The organism is Mesoterricola sp. JemC181, assembly GCF_055384585.1.
On sequence record NZ_AP045076.1, the window covers coordinates 4,288,903 to 4,308,175 of the forward strand.

18 protein-coding genes are annotated in these 19,273 nt (G+C 70.1%); 5 read left to right on the forward strand and 13 right to left on the reverse strand.

All coding sequences use genetic code 11. The annotated features are described in order from the left end of the window. Nucleotides 1-14 precede the first annotated feature (14 nt). The gene (locus ACZ5MC_RS18825) at nt 15-3,299 is read left to right on the forward strand and encodes a GH36-type glycosyl hydrolase domain-containing protein (protein WP_464516486.1); all 3,285 of its coding nucleotides are present in this window, start codon (nt 15-17) and stop codon (nt 3,297-3,299) included. 2 nt (nt 3,300-3,301) lie between these two features. Then, a complete protein-coding gene (locus ACZ5MC_RS18830; protein WP_464516487.1) occupies nt 3,302-4,645 on the forward strand; it encodes a GH1 family beta-glucosidase in 1,344 nt (447 codons plus the stop codon). On the opposite strand, the gene ACZ5MC_RS18835 is transcribed toward ACZ5MC_RS18830, so the two are convergent. The 13 genes from ACZ5MC_RS18835 to ACZ5MC_RS18895 all read right to left on the reverse strand — a co-directional run bounded on the left by ACZ5MC_RS18835 (nt 4,630) and on the right by ACZ5MC_RS18895 (nt 16,586). Beyond that, on the reverse strand, nt 4,630-5,340 hold the full coding sequence (locus ACZ5MC_RS18835; RefSeq protein ID WP_464516488.1) for an ABC transporter ATP-binding protein: 711 nt from the start codon (nt 5,338-5,340) through the stop codon (nt 4,630-4,632). The two genes, ACZ5MC_RS18830 and ACZ5MC_RS18835, sit on opposite strands and share 16 nt — an antisense overlap. Then, nucleotides 5,337-6,104 (reverse strand): ABC transporter ATP-binding protein, encoded by a 768-nt coding sequence (locus tag ACZ5MC_RS18840; protein WP_306602029.1) that lies wholly within the window; start codon nt 6,102-6,104, stop codon nt 5,337-5,339. Before ACZ5MC_RS18840 ends, ACZ5MC_RS18835 begins: the two co-directional genes overlap by 4 nt. After that, entirely contained in the window at nt 6,101-7,093 is a 993-nt protein-coding gene (locus tag ACZ5MC_RS18845) for a branched-chain amino acid ABC transporter permease (RefSeq protein ID WP_306602030.1), read from the reverse strand. The genes ACZ5MC_RS18840 and ACZ5MC_RS18845 overlap by 4 nt, the downstream gene beginning before the upstream one ends. Before the next feature lies 1 nt (nt 7,094). Beyond that, nucleotides 7,095-7,985 carry a branched-chain amino acid ABC transporter permease gene (locus tag ACZ5MC_RS18850; RefSeq protein WP_464516489.1) on the reverse strand — a complete coding sequence of 297 codons (891 nt, stop codon included), beginning with the start codon at nt 7,983-7,985 and terminating at the stop codon, nt 7,095-7,097. Further along, on the reverse strand, nt 7,986-9,107 hold the full coding sequence (locus ACZ5MC_RS18855; RefSeq protein ID WP_464516490.1) for an ABC transporter substrate-binding protein: 1,122 nt from the start codon (nt 9,105-9,107) through the stop codon (nt 7,986-7,988). A gap of 115 nt (nt 9,108-9,222) precedes the next feature. Then, entirely contained in the window at nt 9,223-10,203 is a 981-nt protein-coding gene (locus ACZ5MC_RS18860) for an LLM class flavin-dependent oxidoreductase (RefSeq protein ID WP_464516491.1), read from the reverse strand. Nucleotides 10,204-10,277: 74 nt separating this feature from the next. Beyond that, entirely contained in the window at nt 10,278-10,457 is a 180-nt protein-coding gene (locus tag ACZ5MC_RS18865) for a CsbD family protein (protein ID WP_306602034.1), read from the reverse strand. 64 nt (nt 10,458-10,521) lie between these two features. Beyond that, nucleotides 10,522-10,860: a hypothetical protein gene (locus tag ACZ5MC_RS18870; RefSeq protein ID WP_306602035.1), complete on the reverse strand. Its 339-nt coding sequence runs from the start codon at nt 10,858-10,860 to the stop codon at nt 10,522-10,524. Between the two features lie 130 nt (nt 10,861-10,990). Then, nucleotides 10,991-13,051: an AAA family ATPase gene (locus tag ACZ5MC_RS18875; protein ID WP_464516492.1), complete on the reverse strand. Its 2,061-nt coding sequence runs from the start codon at nt 13,049-13,051 to the stop codon at nt 10,991-10,993. A gap of 7 nt (nt 13,052-13,058) precedes the next feature. After that, nucleotides 13,059-13,208 carry a lmo0937 family membrane protein gene (locus ACZ5MC_RS18880; RefSeq protein ID WP_306602037.1) on the reverse strand — a complete coding sequence of 50 codons (150 nt, stop codon included), beginning with the start codon at nt 13,206-13,208 and terminating at the stop codon, nt 13,059-13,061. Nucleotides 13,209-13,390: 182 nt separating this feature from the next. Further along, nucleotides 13,391-13,651, reverse strand: coding sequence for a MoaD/ThiS family protein (locus tag ACZ5MC_RS18885; protein WP_306602039.1), 261 nt, complete (start codon nt 13,649-13,651; stop codon nt 13,391-13,393). Then, the gene (locus tag ACZ5MC_RS18890; protein WP_464516493.1) at nt 13,648-15,531 is read right to left on the reverse strand and encodes an aldehyde ferredoxin oxidoreductase family protein; all 1,884 of its coding nucleotides are present in this window, start codon (nt 15,529-15,531) and stop codon (nt 13,648-13,650) included. The genes ACZ5MC_RS18885 and ACZ5MC_RS18890 overlap by 4 nt, the downstream gene beginning before the upstream one ends. A 59-nt stretch (nt 15,532-15,590) precedes the next feature. Beyond that, nucleotides 15,591-16,586, reverse strand: a complete 996-nt coding sequence (locus ACZ5MC_RS18895; RefSeq protein ID WP_464516494.1) for an aldo/keto reductase — start codon at nt 16,584-16,586, stop codon at nt 15,591-15,593. 203 nt (nt 16,587-16,789) lie between these two features. Between ACZ5MC_RS18895 and ACZ5MC_RS18900 the strand changes: the two genes are divergently transcribed. The 3 genes from ACZ5MC_RS18900 (at nt 16,790) to ACZ5MC_RS18910 (ending at nt 19,271) form a co-directional block, all read left to right on the forward strand. Further along, complete coding sequence (locus ACZ5MC_RS18900) at nt 16,790-17,989, forward strand: site-specific DNA-methyltransferase (protein ID WP_306602042.1); 1,200 nt, start codon at nt 16,790-16,792, stop codon at nt 17,987-17,989. 62 nt (nt 17,990-18,051) lie between these two features. After that, a complete protein-coding gene (locus ACZ5MC_RS18905; RefSeq protein ID WP_306602043.1) occupies nt 18,052-18,726 on the forward strand; it encodes a TetR/AcrR family transcriptional regulator in 675 nt (224 codons plus the stop codon). A 239-nt stretch (nt 18,727-18,965) separates the two neighbouring features. Then, entirely contained in the window at nt 18,966-19,271 is a 306-nt protein-coding gene (locus ACZ5MC_RS18910) for a hypothetical protein (RefSeq protein WP_306602044.1), read from the forward strand. Nucleotides 19,272-19,273: the final 2 nt, after the last annotated feature.

A 19,273-nucleotide genomic window follows, 5' to 3' on the forward strand; every position in this document is an offset into this window, starting at 1 on the left:
AGGAAGTCGAAGTAATGGATAACCGTGGGCATCTTCTTTCCAATGGCCGGTACCGCGTCCTCCTGACGGAGCTGGGCACCGGATACTCCGAGTGCGCGGGGCAGGCCCTCACGCGCTGGAGGGGCGACGGCGTCGAGGACCCGGACGGCTTCTTCATCTACCTCAAGGACCTGGATTCGAACGAACTGTGGTCCGCCGGACTCCGTCCGGCGCGGAAGGTCCCGGATTCAGCCGGCGCCTCGTTCCAGGACGGCCAGGCCACCCTGACCCGCGCGGACGGCGGCATCGAGACGACCCTGGAAGTGGCCGTGCTCCCCGGCCGGGACGCCGAGGCGCGCCGCCTCACCCTCGTCAACCGCACCTCCCTGCCCCGGCGCATCGAAGTCACCTCGTGCCTGGAGGCGGTGCTCAACGAGCGCGGCGCCGACCTGGCCCACCCCGCCTTCTCCAAGCTCTTCGTGCAGACGGAGTGGTGCCCGGAGTCCCGGGCCCTCTTGGCCCGCCGCCGGCCCCGGGGGGCCGACGAGAAGCCCCGGTGGATGTGCCACTGGCTGGCCTCCGGCCCCGGGGGCCTGTCCTTCGCCACCGACCGCGCCTCCTTCCTGGGCCGCGGACGCACCCTCGCCGAGCCCGCGGCGCTCCTCGCAAGCGGCCCCCTCGCCGGCACCGCGGGTTCCGTCCTGGACCCGGTCCTGGCCCTGCGCTGCGTCCTCGAGCTCGCCCCCGGCGCCAGCGCCTCCCTCACCCTGGGCCTGGGCTTCGCCCTGGAGCGGGAGGAGGCCATCGCGCTGTGCGCGGCGGAAACGCCCTTCCCACCCACGGGCGCGATCCGGCCGATCCGGCTTCCGGAGCCGGCCCTCTTCATCCCCAGGCCCTTCCGGCCCGCCGCCCTCCGCGAGCCGGAGACGCGCCTGGACAACGGCCTCGGCGGCTTCTCCCCGGACGGCCGCGAATACGTCATCCACGTGCGCCCCGGCGCGGACGGCCACCCCGTGCTGCCCCCCATGCCCTGGTCCAACGTCATCGCCAACGAGGGCTTCGGCTTCATCACCACGGAGCGCGGCATCAGCTGCTCCTGGGCGGGCAACAGCCGCCTGCACCGCCTCACCCCGTGGCACAACGACCCCATCGCCGACCCCCTCTCCGAGTCGCTCTACCTGCGGGACGAGGACAGCCGGGAGTTCTGGTCCCCCACCCCGGGGCCCTCCGGCCCGGGCATCGCCTTCACCGTGCGCCACGGCTTCGGATCCACGCGCTGGGAGAGCTCCTTGGACGGCCTGGACCAGGACGTCACGGTCTTCGCGTCCCTCGAGGACCCGATGAAGGTCCTGAGCGTGCGCCTGGCCAACACCGGCGCCGCCAGGCGCCGCCTGACCCTGTTCTGGCACGCGCACCTGGTGCTGGGGGAGACCCCGGAGGCCACCGCGGGCCTCGTGGAGACGGTGCGCGAGGGCGACGGCCTCTTCGCCTGGAGCACCGCCCCCGGCCCCTTCCGGGGCCGGGTGGCCTTCGCCTCCGTGGCCGGGGACGGCATCCTGCGCGCCGTGACCACCGACCGGGGCTCCTTCCTGGGGCGCCCCGGCAGCCCGTCGGAACCCGCCGCCGTCACCGGCGCGCGGCCCCTGGACGGGGCCACGGGCCGCGTGGCGGATCCCTGCTTCGCCTTCCAGCTGGAGGTTGAGCTGGAGCCCTTCGAGACCCGCACCTGCGTCATCGTCTCCGGCGAGGCCGCGGACCTGGCCGAGGCCCGGCGCCTTTCGGCCACCCGCCCCTCCCTGGCCGGGGTGCGCGACTACTGGGAACGGACGCTGGGCACGCTCCAGGTCGAGACGCCCGAACCCGCCCTGGACCTCATGGTCAACGGCTGGCTCCCCTACCAGAACCTGGCCTGCCGCATGTGGGGCCGCACCGCCTACTACCAGTCCGGAGGCGCCTTCGGCTACCGCGACCAGCTTCAGGATTCCGCCGGCCTGCTGTACCTGCTGCCGGGCCTCACGCGCAACCAGATCCTCTTGCACGCCGCCCACCAGTTCGTGGAGGGCGACGTGCTGCACTGGTGGCACCCCCCCGTCGAGCAGGGCATCCGCACGCGCTTTTCCGACGACCTCCTGTGGCTGCCCCTGGTCACCGCCCACTACCTGCGCACCACCGGCGACTGGGGCATCCTGGCCGAGACCGCCCCCTACCTCACGGCCCGGGCCCTGCAGCCCGGGGAGGACGAGGCCTACCTGGCGCCGGAGGACTCCGGCACGCGCGGCGACCTCTACGGGCACTGCTGCCGCGCCCTCGACCTGGCCCTGGGCCGCACCGGCGCGCACGACCTGCCCCTGATGGGCACCGGCGACTGGAACGACGGCATGAACCGCGTCGGCAGGGAAGGCCGCGGCGAGAGCGTGTGGATGGCCTTCTTCCTCTATTCGATCCTGGAGGCCTTCGCCCCCGTCTGTGAGCGGCGCGGCGACCCGGACCGCGCCCGGCGGTTCCGGGAGCGCATGGCCTCCCTTTCGGCGGCCCTGGAGGCCTCGGGCTGGGACGGCGACTGGTACCGCCGCGCCTACTTCGACGACGGCACCCCCCTGGGCTCGGCCCAGAACCCGGAGTGCCGCATCGACTGCCTGGCCCAGGCCTGGGCCACCCTCTCCGGAGCCGTGCCGAAGGCCCGTTCCGAGCAGGCCCTGGCGGCCATGGAGGCCCATCTGGTGGACGAGGAGGCCGGCATGATCCGCCTGCTCACCCCCGCCTTCGACACGTTCCCCAACGATCCCGGCTACATCATGGGCTACATCCCCGGCGTGCGCGAGAACGGCGGGCAGTACACCCACGGCGCGCTGTGGGCCGTGAAGGCCGTGGCCGCCTCCGGCAGGCTGGACCGCGCCGCCTCGCTCCTGGCCATGCTGAGCCCCGTGTCCCACGGCCGGAGGCCCGCCACCTACCAGACCGAACCCTACGTGGTGGCCGCCGACGTCTACGGCGTGGCCCCCCACACCGGGCGCGGCGGCTGGACCTGGTACACGGGGTCGGCCGGGTGGATGTACCGCGTGGCCGTGGAGGACGTGCTGGGCTTCGGCCTGGAGGGCGGCGACACGATCCGCCTGCGGCCCGCCCTGCCCTCGGCCTGGGACCGGGCGCGCATCCGCTACCGCGATCCCCGCACCGGCGGCACGTACGACATCCTCCTGGAGCGCGCCGCGTCCATCCCGGAGGCGCGCCTGGACGGGCTGGCCCTGCCCTGGAGCCCGGAGATCCGCGTGCCCCTCGCCGCCGGTGACCACACGGTCGTCATCCGCGTGGGGGCGTGACCATGGGCTTCCCGAAAGGATTCCTCTGGGGCGTGAGCACCTCGGCCTACCAGATCGAGGGCTCCCCCCTGGCCGACGGGGCCGGCCCCAGCAACTGGCAGCGGTTCTGCGCTCCCGGGGGCGCCGGCGCCCACCTGGCGCCCCGGGGCGACCGCGCCTGCGACCACTACCGCCGCTGGCGGGAGGACGTCGCCTTGATCCGGGAGCTGGGCTTCGGGTCCTACCGCTTCAGCGTTTCCTGGAGCCGCGTGATGCCCGGGGGCCGCGTCAACGCCGCGGGCCTGGACTTCTACCGCGGGCTCGCGGACGCCCTGCTGGAGGCCGGGATCCAGCCCCAGATCACCCTCCACCACTGGGACCTCCCGGCCGAACTGGAGGACCGGGGCGGCTGGCTCGACCCCGACCTGCCCGGACGATTCGGGGACTACGCTCACGTCGTGGCCTCCGCCCTGGCGGACCGGGTGCCGATGTGGGCCACCCTCAACGAGCCCTGGGTGATGATGCACGAAGGCCACCTGACGGGCTCCCACCCGCCCTGCCACCGCGACTTCCGCGAGCTGCCCCGGGTCTCCCACAACCTGCTCCGCGCCCACGGCCTGGGCGTCCAGGCCTGCCGCGCCGCGGGGGCGCGTTCCGTGGGGCTGGTGGTGAACATCGAGCCCAAGCATCCCGCCTCCGATCGCCCCGAGGACCTCGCCGCGGCGGCTCGGGCCGACGCCTACATGAACCGGCAGTACCTGGACCCCGTCCTCCTCGGCCGCTACCCGGAGGAACTCCCGGAGCTCTTCGGAGCGGCCTGGCCCGAGTTCCCCGAAGACGACTTCAAGCTGATCCGCCAGCCCCTGGACTACCTGGGCGTCAACTACTACAGCCGCGGCATCACCCGCCACGACCCGGCGGCGCCCTTCGGAAGGTGGAGCGGCGTGCCCCACCCCACACACCTGCGCACGGAGATGGACTGGGAGGTCTACCCCGAAGGCCTCACGGAGACCCTGCTGTGGCTGAGGGAGCGGTACGGCGAAATGCCCCTCTACGTCAACGAGAACGGCGCCGCCTTCCGCGACCCCGACAAGGCCCCCCCGGGGGGCGTCCAGGATCCGCTGCGCGTCGACTACTTCCGCACCCACATCCTCGCCGTGCGGGACGCCATCGACCGGGGCGCGGACGTGCGGGGCTATTCCGCGTGGTCCCTGCTGGACAACTTCGAGTGGGCCCTGGGCTTCGAGAAGCGCTTCGGCATCGTGCACGTGGACTACGACACCCTGGAACGCACCCCCAAGGCCAGCGCGCGCTTCCTGTCCGGAGTGGCGCGCTCCAACGGACAGAGCCTCTACCCCCCGAGGTAGGCCTCCTTCACCCTGGGGTCCCCCTCCAGGTCCGCCGCCGGGCCCTCCAGGACCATGCGGCCGTTCTCAAGGACATAGCCCCGGTGGGCGATCTTCAGCGCCATGCGGGCGTTCTGCTCCACCAGCAGCATCGTCGTGCCACGCGCGTTGATGTCCTGCAGGGCCCGGAACACCTCCTTCACCAGCAGCGGGGAGAGCCCCATGCTCGGCTCGTCCAGGAGCATCACCCGGCAGTCCGTCATGAGCGCCCGGGCCACGGCCAGCATCTGCTGCTCGCCTCCGGACAGCGTCCCGCCCAGCTGGGCGAGCCTTTCGGCCAGGCGCGGGAAGAGTCCGAAGACCCGGTCGAAGGAGGCCTTCAGGCGCGCGCCGTCCTTCCGGGTCCAGGCGCCCAGGGCGAGGTTCTCCTTCACGGTCAGGCTGGGGAAGATGCCGCGGCCCTCGGGCACGTGGGCGATGCCCAGGGCCACCCGGCGGTGGGCGGGGACCTGCCTGAGGCTCTGGTCCCGGTAGCGGACATCGCCCCCGCGGATGGGGATCATGCCGGAGATGGCCCGCAGGGTGGTGGACTTGCCGGCGCCGTTGGCACCCAGGAGCGAGACGATCTCGCCCTCCCGGATCTCGAGCGTGACGCCGTGCAGGGCCTGGATGGCCCCGTAGGCCACGGACAGGTTCTCGACGCGGATGCAGGTCATGCTTCCTCCACGCCGAGGTAGGCCTCGATCACCAGCGGGTCCCGCACCACGTCCCGGGGGGCGCCGGCGGCGATGGTCTGGCCGAAGTCCAGCACCTGCACGAAGCCGCACAGCTCCATCACCACGGGCAGCTGGTGCTCGATGAGGAGGATGGCCAGGGGGAAGTCGTCGTGCACCTTCCGGATGAGGCCGATGAGCTGCTCGACTTCGCGCGGGTTCATGCCGGCGGCGGGCTCGTCCAGGAGGAGGACCTTGGGGCCCGTGGCCAGGGCCCGGGCGATCTCCAGGCGCCGCTGCTCGCCGTAGGGGAGGCTGCCGGCGAGTTCATCCCGCACCCCGGCCAGGCCGAAGCGCTCCAGGTGCTCCAGGGCCTCGGCCAGGAGCGCCGCTTCGCCGCGCCGGAACGCGCCCGTGCGGAAGACGGCGTCCCGGAGGCGGTACCCGGCCCTGGCGTGGAGGGCCTGGGCGATGTTGTCCAGCACGGTCATCTGCGCGAAGAGCCGGATGTTCTGGAAGGTGCGGGCGATGCCGGCGCGGGCGATGGCGTCGGGGGAGAGCCTCGTGAGGTCCAGGTCCCCCAGCGCCATGGTGCCGCTGTCGGCGGGATAGACGCCGGTGAGCAGGTTGAAGGTGGTGGTCTTGCCGGCGCCGTTGGGGCCGATGACGCCCTGGATGTCGCGCGCGCCCAGGTCCAGGCAGAAGCCGGCCACCGCGGTGAGGCCGCCGAAGGCCTTGGTGAGGTTCTCCAGGCGCAGGACGGTCATGGGGCCTTCCTGAGCCAGGCCCATTCCCTGTTGCCCATGAGCCCGTACTGCCGGGTGAGCATGATGAGGATCAGGATCAGGGGGCTGATGAGCATCCGCCATTCCGTGAGCTGGGGCGCGAAGGCGCTCAGCAGGTTGCGCAGGACCTCCATGAGGACCGTGTAGGCCACCACCCCCAGGATGGACCCCGAGAGGCTGGCCATGCCGCCCAGGTAGAGCATCACGAGGATCTCGGTGGTCTTGATGTAGTCGAAGCTGCGGGGGGTGATGAACTGCTGGTTCTGGGCCCAGAGGCCCCCGGCCAGTCCCGCGAAGGCCGCGGCCAGGGTGAACACCTGGTTCTTGGCGCGGTTCACGGCCACCCCCATGAGCTCGGCGGCGATGGCGTTCTCGCGGATGGACACCCACACCCGCCCGAAGCTGGACTGGATGAGGTTGCGCAGGACCGCCAGGGTGACCACCGCGCACACCGCCACCGCGAAAAAGCTCGTGTTCTTCGGGATGCCCGTGAAGCCCCGGGGCCCGCCCACGAAGTCCAGGTTCTGGATGGCGTTGACGATGATCATGTTGAAGCCCAGGGTGATGATCGCCAGGTAGTCGCCCACGGTCTTGAAGGTCAGCAGCCCCACCAGCCACCCCACCAGGGCCGCGGCGGCCATGGCCCCGCCCAGGGTCGCCACCAGGATGCAGAAGGGCCCGACCACCGGCGGCAGGTCCGCGGCCGCGGGCAGCACCCGCGTGGCCAGCAGCGCCGCGGTGTAGGCCCCCACCGCCATGAACCCGGCGTGCCCCAGGGCGAACTCGCCCAGGTAGCCGTTGAGCAGGTTCAGGCTGGCCACCAGGATGATGTTCATGCCGATGATCGTCAGGAGGTGCAGGTAGTAGGGGTTGAGCACGTCCGGGAAGACCCCCCCGTCCACCGCCAGCTGCAGCCCGAGCGAGACGGCGAGGGCCGCGGCGCACACGATCGGGAACTTGATCCGGCCCATGCTACACCTTCCTCATGCCGGGCTTGCCCATGATGCCCCAGGGCCACACCAGCAGCAGCAGGATCAGCAGGCCGAAGGCGATGCCGTTCTTCAGGTTGGAGGAGAGGTACGCCACCGTCGCCACCTCCACCCCCGCCAGGAGGAAGGAGCCCAGCACCGCCCCCTCGATGGAGCCGATGCCGCCGATGACCGCGGCGATGAAGGCCTTCCAGCCCAGGTCGATGCCCATGTAGGGGTCGAGGGCGTAGGCCTGCCCGTAGAAGATCCCGCCCGCCGCCGCCAGGGCCGAGCCGATGGCGAAGGTGCCCGCGATGATCAGGTTGAGGTTCACGCCCATGAGCGGCACCACGTCCTTGTTGTCGGCCACGGCGCGCATGGCCGTGCCCACCAGGGTGCGGTTCACCACCAGCCAAAGGATCGCCATGAGGGAGAAGGACACCAGGATGATCAGCACCTTGTCCCAGGTGACGTAGACCCCCAGGCGCCCCTGGAGCCAGGCCACGGAGGCCGTGGGCATGCCGGAGCGGATCTGCCGGGTCTCGGGACCCACGGTCAGGCGCACCAGGTTCTCCAGGAAGATCCCCACGCCCAGGGTCGTGATGACCACGGACATGCGGTTGGCGTTGCGAAGCCTCCGGTAGGCCACGCGCTCCACCAGCACGCCGGCCAGGGCCGTGAGGATCATGGCAAGCGGCATCATGACGTACACCGGCAGCCAGGGCAGGCGCACGCCGATGAGCAGCCCGATGAAGCCCCCCAGCATGAAGATGTCCCCGTGGGCGAAGTTGATCAGGCGGATGATGCCGTAGACCATGCTGTAGCCCAGGGCGATGAGGGCGTACACCGCCCCCAGCTGCGCGACGTTGAGGAGCTGCTGGACGAGGACGCCCATTCAGGGATTGACCGCGCTGTCGAAGACGAACTTGCCCTTCTCGATCCGGATGACCACGGCGCCCTTCACCGGGTCGCCGGTGCCCGCGAACGAGATCGCGCCCGTGACCCCCTGGAACCCCGAGGTGGCGGCCAGGGCGTCCCGGATGGCCCGGGGGTCGGCCTTGCCCGCGGTGGCCACGGCCTGGAGGAGGAGCCGCGCCGAGTCGTAGGTGAGGGCGGCGGCGGCGTCGGGCACCGCCTTGAACCGGGCGGTGTACTTCGCGATGAACGTCCTGGCCACGGGGCTGTCGGCGTCGGGCGAGTAGTGGTTGGAGAAGTAGGCGCCGTCCATGACCGCGCCGCCCAGCTTGACCAGCTCGGGGTTGTCCCAGCCGTCGCCTCCCAGGATCGTGGCGGTGAGCCCCAGCTTGCGGGCCTGCTGCACCTGGAGGGGCACCTCGTTGAAGTAGTTGGGGAGGAAGAGCACCTCGGGGTTGGCGCCCTTGACCTTGGTGAGCTGGGCCGAGAAGTCGGTGTCCTTGGTGTTGTAGGTCTCGAAGCCCACGATCCTCCCGCCCAGCCGGGTGAACTCGTCCCGGAACACCTCGGCGATGCCCTTGTTGTAGTCGCTGGCCACGTCGAAGACCACCGCGGCGGTCCTGGCCTTGAGCCGGCCGGTGGCGAACTGGGCCACCACGCGGCCCTGGAACGGGTCGATGAAGCAGGCCCGGAAGATGAACTTCCGCCCCTTGGTGACGTTGGGATTGGTGGACCAGGGCGTCACCTGGGGGATCCGCGCGGCCTCGGCGATGGGGGCGCCCGCGTTGGAGCACTTGCTGGACTGGGAGCCGATGATGGCCACCACCTTGTCCTGGCTGATGAGCTTCTGGAAGACCGTGGCCGTGGACTCGGGCTTGTTCTCGTCGTCCTCCACGATGAAACGCACCTTCATCTGCCGGCCGCCCAGGGTGAGGCCCGCGGAGGCCTCCTCCTGCACCAGCGTGATGGCGTTCCGGGTGGATTGCCCCAGGGCCGAGATGTCCCCGGTGAGGGGCGCCGAGACGCCGATCTTGAGCTCGTCCCCCTTGGGCTTGCAGCCGGACAGGACCAGCAGGATCGGCAGAAGCAAGGCGGATTTCATGCTGATGGTCCTCGGGGCTAGGGGTAGACGTCACCGCCCCGAATCGGGCGGACTGGGATCAGGCTGGGGGGAATCGCTGGCCCAGAATAACCTGAAAACGGTCCCAGGGACCCCCTCAGCCCCGGAGGCCCGCCGTGAGCTCGTAGGACCGCAGCCGCGCGGCCGGGTCGAAGATCTGGGAGGTGATCATAAGTTCATCCGCCCCGGTGCGTTCGATGAATTCCTCAAGCCCCCTCGCGACCGTTTCCGGGCCGCCCGTGGCACAGCAGGCCAGGATCTGGCCCAGCAGCGCCTGTTCCTGGGGACCGAGCCGCTCCCGGTATCCGTCCACGGGGGGCGGCAGGCGTGTGGGCCGGCCGCTGCGCAGGTTCACGAAGGCCTGCTGGGTGGACGTCGCCAGGAACCGGGCCTCCGCGTCGGTGTCCGCCGCGAAGACATTGAAGCCGAGCATGACGTACGGCCGCTCCAGACGCACGGAAGGCTTGAACCGGGCGCGGTACAGGTCGAGGGCCTGCATCAGGGAGGCCGGCGCGAAGTGGGAGGCGAAGGCGAAGGGCAGCCCCAGGGCCGCGGCCAGCTGCGCGCCGAAGGTGCTGGACCCCAGGATCCACAGCGGCACCTCCAGCCCGGTGCCGGGCACCGCCCGCACGCCCAGCCTGGGCTCGCTGGAGAAGTAGTACATCAGCTCGAGCACATCCCGGGGAAAGGCGTCGGGGTCCGAGGCGAGATCCCGCCGCAGGGCCCGCGCCGTGGCGGGGTCGGACCCGGGCGCCCGCCCCAGGCCCAGGTCGATGCGGCCGGGAAAGAGGGCTTCCAGGGTTCCGAACTGCTCGGCGATGACCAGGGGCGAATGGTTGGGCAGCATGATGCCGCCGGCGCCGACCCGGATCGTGCGGGTCCCCGCGGCCACGTGCCCGATGAGGACGGCCGTGGCGGCGCTGGCGATGCCGGGCATGCCGTGGTGCTCGGCCAGCCAGTAGCGGTGGTAGCCCCAGCGCTCGGCGTGCTGGGCCAGGGCGAGGGTGTTCCGGAAGGACTGGCCCGCGTCCCCCCCTTCGGTGATCGGTGCGAGGTCCAGGATCGAGAAGGGAATCATGGACCCACTCTACCCCGGCCCGCGCCAAAAGGCCCCCGCAACCGCGGGGGCCTTCCGGGGAGGGAAGCCGGCAGCTACTTCCCGAGCACCGTCTTGATCTGACCCACCTTCTTCTGGATCTTGCCGGCCACCTTCTCGTTGGCGCCGGCGATCTCCACATCCTTCTGTCCGGTCAGCCTGCCGGCGACTTCCTTGAGCTTGCCCTTGGCTTCGGTGAGACTGCCCTGGACCTTGTCCTTCATTCCGCTCTTCATCGAACGCTCCTTGAATCGGTGTCCTGTTGTTCCACCCCCGCCGGCCGGCGCCGGCGCGGTCCTGCTACCGCTCCCAGCGGCCGGCTTCGTACCGGTAGCCGTCGTGCTCATGGTGGTACCGGGGCCGGACCCAGTGGGCGCCCCGTTCCCGGGGCTCTTCCCAGCGTCCGCGGGACCAGGCCCACGCGTCGTTCTGGCGTTCCCAGTAGCCGCCGACCCAGTGATGGTGCCTGCCCGGGCGGCGTCCCCGCCGTTCCATGCGAGGCCTGGGGGGAGCGTCATGGGCATAGCCCATGCCGATGGGGCCCACGTGCACGCCCAGGGTTGTCTGGGCGGGGCTGGGCGTCCCCGTGCCCAGGAGGAGGGCCAAGGGGATAACGAATGTTGCCAACTGCTTGATCATGAGGGCTCCTTGTCCACGTCCTGAACCATGCATTTGGCGTGCCCAAGACATACCTCATGGTTTTGCAGCATTAACATGCCATCGCATCCCGTGCCCGGGCCGGGGGTACTCCAAATTGATGACCACGGAATCATCCTGATCGGCCCGGGCATCCGGCCTCGAAGGCGCGGATCACCAGCAGCGCCTCGGCCAGGTTCATCTCGTTGGCCTCCAGCAGCTTCTCCACCAGATGCGCCGTCAGGGGCTGGAGCCCGGCGAGGATGGCCCTGGTCTCGCCGTACAGGCGCTCGCTCTGGGCTTCCATGATGGCGCGGGTCTCCTCGTCCACCTCGCCTCCGGACGCGTCCGGACGGAGGGCGCCGAAGTTGAGGCGGGTCTTGCGGTACATGCCCATTTCGCCGATGGCGTGATGCAGCAGCTTCGTCGCGCGGGTGATGTCGTTGTGGGCGCCGTTGGTCGTCCCCTCCTCGCCGAAGAACAGCTCCTCGTTCGCCATGCCGCCCAGGAGCACCCGCACCTCCTGCTCGATGTCGCCCTTGGTCTTGAGCAGGTTGGCGCCCTCCTTGTGGAAGACGAACCCCAGGGCGTTGGTGCGCGGGTTGGCCTTGAGCGAGATCTTGATGGTCCGCACCTCGGCCAGCATGAGGTCCCAGTCGTCGCCGGTGCGCCTGCGCTCGTGCGCGAGGTCCACCAGGAAGTGCCCCCACTCGTGGGTGGCGATGATGCGTCGATCGCGCTGGCGTTCCTGGGTGGTGTGGATGTTGACGTTCCCCACCAGCACGCGTTCGGCGGCCCACATCAGCGTCCCCGCGTCGATCATCTCGCCCGCCTGCACCGCGAGGATGCCCGCCTGGTTGACGATGGTCTCCAGGTCCGCCGGGCTGCGGCCTTCGGTCACGGCCACCAGGTGGCGGAGGTCGAGGCCGGGCAGCACCTTGCCGGAGCGCTGGGCGAGGTAGTGGCCGAAGATGGCCTGCCGCTCCTCCGGATTGGGCATGCGGAAGTCCACCTTCATCTGGAAGCGGCGCAGCATGGCCTCGTCCATCGCCATGGTCTCGCTGTTGAAGTTGCTCGCCACGATCCAGATGATCTCGCACCCGTTCCGGCTGCGCACCCCGTCCAGCACGGAAAGGAAGGTGTTGGCGGTGTCGTCGTCGAACTTCCGGCGTCCGCCGCGCTTCATGAAGAGGTCCTGGGCCTCGTCCAGGAAGACGATGCAGCGCCGGCGCCGCTTGGCCAGGGCCAGGATGCGGGTCAACGTGTCGGAGCCCCCGGCGACGAGCCCCGTCTCGAGGTTGGCCGCCGAGTGGAAGAGGATCGGCAGCCGCAGCTCCTTGGCCAGGTAGCTGGCCAGCTTGGTCTTGCCCGTCCCGGCGGGGCCGCTGAACATGACGTTGAAGGGGCGGGCGATGCCGTATTCGGCGTAGATGGCCCGCCTCTGGTACTGGTCCTTGATCTGGGCCACCTCGGCCTTGATGTCGTCCATGCCCACCAGATCGCCGAGGGAACCCTGCACCTTCGACGGCTCGATGAACGCCAGGGTCTTGAACTGCCCCCGGAACTGGTGGAACAGGATCGCCAGCACGCTGACGATGAGCACGGCCGACAATAGGCCGCTGGCCACCGTCCGCCAGGCGTTCTTCTCCGACTGCGGGCGGGCGCCGGCGAAACGCGTGTCCAGGCGCTCGACCAACCGCAGGCTGGCGGACCGGAGCTCGCTGCGCGGGATGAAGACGAGCTTGCCGCCCCAGGCGGCCGTGACCGCCTTGTCGGTGAGGATCCGGGTTTCCATGTCGCTGGGGTAGTACGCGTACTGCCGGCCGCCGGATTCGATGAGGAGGATGCGCTCGGACAGGTCCCACATCAGGGGCCGGTAGATCACATTGATGCGCTCCACCGGATGGGTCTCCAGGAAGCCCAGCGCCGAACCCGTGCCGAGCACCACCGGCAGCGCGTCGTTCAGCGACCACGGCCCCTCCCCTGCTCCCCCTCCGGTAGCCATGGCGTCCACCTGGACCGCGAGGGCGGTCCGGTGGCGGAGGACATGGATGCCATAGGCTGCCCCGGCCGGGACCAGGAGGACCAGGGCCAGCAGCGCAAGGCGCAGGGCCGGGGACCGGTTCCCGAACCAGGCCAGCAGACGTCTTGCGGCCTCCCCTGCCCTGCCGCCGGGTTTGGAAGGACCGGACATGGCCGGCCTAGAGGATCTTCCGGCCCTGGGCCAGCTGGATGACGAGGACCACGACGGCGAGCACCAGCAGGATATGGATGAACCCGCCCATGGTGTAGGCGCTGACGAGGCCCAGGGCCCAGAGAACGATCAGTACGACTGCGATGGTCCACAACATGACGTGCCCCTTCAGAATGGAACCGAACCGCGCCGGAGGCGCGGCGGAAGGGACGAAGCACCTTTCGGGCCACTATCCATATGCCTCGGATCATTGGGGTTTAAAATCAGGCGACCCGGGGGACCGATCATTCTGAACCCCACACCGATCGATTCCGCTCCCGACACCCGCCCCCGGGACCTTCAGCCCCCGGAGGCGGTCTTGACGAAGGTGATCAGGTCGCCGTCCGCGAGCCGGACGCCCTCCCGCCGGTGGGCCACCAGGACGCCGTTGACCGCGATGGCGGCCACGCCGGCCATGCGGTCGAAGGCCTCCCCCTGGTCCCCGAACCGGCCCCGCGCCTCCCTGAGGACCTCCGCCACGGTGCGCGGGGCCTCCATGGGGATCGACCGGGTCCCCAGGACCTTGGCCATGTCGTAGGTCAATTCGACGGTGATGGTCATAGGCGCACCTTGAGCCGCCTGAGGGTCTCCGGGAGGGGCACCCCGTGCTCGTCCCAGCCGCGCAGGCGGTAGTACTGGGGCAGGAGCCGGTCCAGCGGGTGCCCCGAGGTCATGTGCTTGTACAGCGGCTCGTGGAGGATCCGGTCCGGCAGCGTGTCGTCGGCGCCGGTCAGGCCTTCCCGCAGGTTGTACATGCGCTCCAGGTTGAAGATCCGCGCGCCGATCTCCTGGAGGTGCCCCGAGGTGATGCGCATGCCGGTGACCCGGGACAGCCACTTGTCCATCCAGGTCACCTGCAGGAGCTTGCCGCTCATGATCCAGCGGTAGGCGGGCCCGCTGTTCTCGAAGAGCACCCGGGCCAGCCGGTGGACCCAGCCGCCGGGCTTGAGGGCGTGCACCTGCCGGGGGATCAGGCCGTACGTCGTGAAGATGCACAGCACCATGGAGTTCACGGCGCAGGCCAGGTTCTGCTGCACCACCGGGAGCTCGGCCTTGAGCTTGAGGTTCTGGGGATTGATGGTCAGGGGGCCGGTGCTCTCGAAGTACATGCTGGCGCCCTGCACGTGGCAGCCGCCGCGGTTGGTGGTGGCGTATTCCACGCCCTGGGCGAAGGAGCCCCGGGGGTCGTAGGCCGAAAGCTCCAGGCCCTTGACGTGCATGGCGAATTCCTTGCCGCCGTACTTCAGGCTCAGGCGCCGGGTCCCCTCCGCCAGCTCGTCGCCCATCCCGCGCCTGTGGGCGATGGCCTCGATCATCTCCGCCACCCCTTCGGGACTGCCGAACGTCAGCCCCGTGGAAAGCAGGCCGCGCTGCTGGAGCTCCATGGCGAACCCGAGGGTCACCCCGAGGCTGATGGTGTCCAGGCCCAGCTCGTCGGCCATCCAGTTCCAGCGGTTCACCTCGGCCAGGTCGGTGATGCCCAGGTTGGTGCCCATCATCCCGGCGGTCTCGTACTCGGGGCCTTTGACCCGCCCGGCCCCCGGGACCTCCACCTCCCGGCCGCAGGCCACCGGGCAGTGGAGGCAGCTGGAGCGGACGCCCACCAGGCCGTGGTCCTCGAGGTATTCGCCCGAGAGGTTCATGGCCCCGGGGTGGTGCCCCGCCTGGAAGTTGCGGGTGGGGATCATGTTGCGGCCGTTGGTGGTGTTGACGATGCCCATGGTCCCGAAGCGCCGCAGCTTTTCGCCGAGGACCGGGTGCCCCTTGAACACCTGCCGGACCCACTGCGTGTAGGTCTTGAAGCCCGCCTCGTCCGCCATCTCCAACTTGCGGGTGCCCTGCGCCGAGAGGGCCTTGAGGCCCTTGGAGCCCATGACCGCCCCCACGCCGCAGCGCCCCGCGATGCGGGCGTCCGAGACGATGCCGGCGTAGAGGACCCTGTTCTCCCCCGCGGGTCCGATGACCGCGTGGTGCATGCCCCTGCCCAGGGCCTTCTGGGTCGCCCCGGTGCCCAGCCCCCACAGGTCCGAGGCGTCCAGGAACCGCACCGCGTCCGTGTCGCCGTCGATCTCGACGCGCACCGGGACGCCGGACCGCCCTTGCACCACCACCACGTCGATGCCGGCCTTCTTCAGCCCGAAGGCGAACGAGCCCCCGCAGGCCGAGCTCCCGATCCCCCCGGTGAGGGGGCTCTTGCAGACCACCGCGAACCGGTTGGACTGGGGCGCCAGGGACCCGTTGAGGGGCCCGGTGGCAAAAATCAGGGGGTTCTCCGGCCCCAGGGGATCGATCCCCGGGCGGGTCAGGTCGTAGAGCAGCCGCGTCCCGTAGCCCTTGCCGCCCAGGTACAGGCGGGCGATGTCCTCGTCCAGCGGCCTGAAGGCGAAGGTGCGGGCTTCCAGGTCGATTTCCAGCACGCGCCCGGCGAATCCCTTGATCACGTCCACCTCCCGGTTTTCGGCTTGGCGAGCGAAGTATAGCTTAAAGATGCGCCGGGGGGTCAGGGTTGAAGGACCCGGCGGTACGCCCTGGCCAGCCAGCCGCGGCAGGGCCCCAGGCCCACCGCGTCCCACCAGGTGTCGCTGGCCTGCCCCAGCCTCCGGAGGTCCTCGCCGGACAGCGCCAGCCGCGCGGCCCTGGCCAGGCTGGCCAGCTGCGCGAGGCTGGTGGCGCTGGCGATGGGGGCCGTCACCCCTTCCCGGGTCAGGAGCCACGCCAGCGCCACTTCCGCGGGACGAGCCCCATGGCGGTCCGCCACCTGGTCCAGCGCCGCCAGGATGCGTCCGCCCCGCCCGTCCAGGAACCGGACCATGTCCGCGCCGCGCGGACTCTTGGCCAGATCCGCCCGGGAGCGGTACTTGCCGGTCAGGAAGCCCCGCGCCAGGCCGCTGTGGGCCAGCACGCCGAGCCCTTCCCGGACCGCCAGCTGCCGCAGCCCCCCCTCGTACCCCGTGCGGGAACAGAGGTTGTACTCGGGCTGGAGGGTCTGGTAGCCGGGCAGGCCCAGCCTGCGCGCCACCTTCAGGGACGCTTCCACCCGGGCGGGGTCCATGTTCGAGCACCCGATGGCCCGGATCTTTCCGGCCTCCAGGAGGGCGGCATAGGCGCCGAGGGTCTCCTCGTGCGGCGTGCCCGGGTCGGGCCAGTGCGACTGGTACAGGTCGATCCGGTCGGTCTGCAGCCGCGTCAGCGAGTCCTCCACCGCGCGCGCGATCCAGCGCGCCGAAAGGCCCTTGCGCCCGTCGCGGAAATCGCCGCCCACCTTGGAGAACAGGAGCACGCGGTCGCGCTTGCCGGGATTGGCCCGCAGCCAGCGGCCGATGATGGTCTCCGACTCCCCGCCCCGGTTGCTCTCCGCCCAGACGGAATAGATGTCAGCCGTATCGATGGCGTTGAATCCCGCATCGAGGAAGCCGTCGAGCACCTCGAAGCTCCTCTTCTCGTCGAGGGTCCAGCCGAACACGTTGCCGCCCAGGACCAAGGGCGCCAGGGTCATCCCGGTGGACCCGAGGCGCCGCGCCCCCGGGCTTTGCGTTTGTGCATCGGGCGGTTCAGGCATCACGGAGGGTTGGGCACGGAACGGGGGCATGGCCGGGTCCTGGGGGGCGGAGTGGATTCCACGATCCTATGCCCCAAGGCGGCAACCCCTCCGTTATATTTTCGGCCGGGGGCGCGATAAGCTCGGGGAGGAGGCGTCGCATGGATCGTCCGGAACCCCACGGCATCGGCACGGGCCCGGGGGCCCTGCTGGAGGAGCCGGGGCTGGGCATCCGGGCCCGGGGCCGCCGTCCGGTTCCGGCGGACAACATGCTGATCCACGGAGACAACCTCCCCGCGCTGAAGGCCCTCGAAGCCACCCACGCCGGCCTGATCACGTGCGCTTTCGTCGACCCGCCCTACAACACGGGAAGCGCCTTCACCCAGTATGACGACGACCTCGGGCACGCCCTCTGGCTGGAGGGCATCCGGGAGCGCCTGGAGGTCCTGAAGCGCCTGCTGTCCCCGGACGGCTCCCTGTGGATCACGATCGACGACCATGAATGCCATTACCTCAAGGTTCTCTGCGACGGGATCTTCGGCCGGGAGAACTTCGTGGCCAACGCCGTCTGGCAGAAGAAGTACACCATCGCCAACGACGCGAAGTGGCTGTCGGACAACCATGACCACATCCTGATCTACGCCAAGGACAAGGCCCGGTGGCGCCCGAACCGCCTGCCGCGCACCGGCGGGATGGACGCGCGGTACCGGAACCCGGACAACCACCCCAAGGGCCCCTGGAAGGCCACCCCGCTCCACGCGAAAAGCGGCACGGAGAACGGCAAGGCCTTCTCGTTCGTCTTCCGGAACGGCATCGTCTGGTCCCCCCCCAAGGGGACCTACCCCCGGTTCACCGCGGAGACGCTCCGGAAGCTGGAGGAGGCCGACGCCATCTGGTTCGGCAAGGCCGGCGCCTCGGTTCCCGCCCGCAAGACCTTCCTTTCGGACCTTTCCGAGGAGGGCACCCCTTGCCCGACCGTATGGCTGCACACCGAGGCCGGGAACAACCACGAAGCCCGTGACGAGGCCAAGACCGCCAACCCGGCGGACCCCTTCGCCACCCCCAAGCCCGAGCGGCTCCTGCAGCGCATCATCCACCTGGCGACCCGGCCCGGGGACTGGGTGCTGGACCCCTTCGCGGGCTCCGGCACCACCGGCGCCGTCGCCCACAAGATGGGCCGCCGCTGGATCATGGTGGAGCTGGGCGGGCACTGCCACACGCACATCCTCCCCCGCCTGCGGAAGGTCGTCGAAGGCGCCGACCCCGGAGGCGTCACGGAGTCGGCGGCCTGGAAGGGCGGCGGAGGCTTCCGCTGCTTCCGGGTGGCCCCGTCTCCGGGGGCGCAGCCCGCCCGGAAATGACGGCTACCGATGGACCCTGCGCTCCCGATGGGGCAAGATGGGTCCATTGGATGGGAATCTGGATGGAAAACGCAGCGCTCGACACCCGTACGATCCTGTTGCAATCGGCCCTGGCCTGTTTCGCGGAGCGCGGGTTCGACGGAACGAGCACCCGGATGATCGCCGACCATGCCCACCGGCCGCTCTCTCTGCTGGCCCACTATTTCCGGAACAAGGAAGGGATGTACCTCGAAGTCTTCAAGTTCCTCTTCGAGACGAAGCTGATGAGGAAGGGGAAGCCGCCCATTCCCGAAGGGGGCATCACACCCCGGGACAAGCAGGACGCCGTGCGCATCCTCCGGGAGCTGATCCACGACCTCTTCGCCGATATCTGCAAGGATCCCAGGAACCAGGACCCCGTCCATGAGCTGGGGTCCCGCCTCTGGCTCCAGGAGGTCCGCACCCCGCGGGAGAGCCTGCGGCCCCTGTTCCTCCAGTACATCGGCCCGGTCACCACGACCATGAAGGTATGCGTCCAGACCCTCAGGCCCGACCTGACCGAGGGCGAGGTCCTCTTCATCGGGGCCTCCATCATGGGGATGATGACGGGGCACGGCTCCATGGCGGGCCTGAACCGGGTGGTCTGGGGCGAGGAGGTCACCCCCGCCAGCCAGTTCGAGGCCTGCGAGCGGCTGTTGGACCTGGCCCTGAACGGCCTGACGGGCGGCAGACAGCCGGATTCCTCGCCGCACCCATAAGTTCGAACGTCCGACCAAAATCAAATTGAGCCCGACCTCCCCCCGAGGAAATCCCCCGGGAGGAGGCCGGGCGTGAGACATTGTTTACCTAAATATGACAAATTTGCACCTTGCCTCGACCCCGAAATGGTTGGATCATTTCCTTGAATATTGGACAAACGACCGATCAATCCTCCTCCTGGCGTTCACCGACCGGGATCCCGACCCAAGCCGTCCGCCGGCCCCCTGGAGCCAGCCCCATGACCCAACGCCTCGTCAGCCTCACCTTCCACGTGCCTCCCAAGGACATCAGCCCCCTCCGCATGCGGGGCCACCAGGACCTGCTCAGGGAGGGCGAGAGACGCGGCCTCTTCCACCTGCTCCCCACGGCCGGGAACGGTCCGGCCCCCATCGCGCTTGCGCCGGCTGCCGCGGGCGCCGCCCTCGTCGCCTTCCTGGCCAGGGACCCCCTGCTGGCCGGAGGCCTGGCCAGCTACCACTTCACGGCCGCCGCGGGGCCCGAGCCCTCCGCGGCGCCCTGGGGAAGGCTCCGCAAGGGGGCCTGACC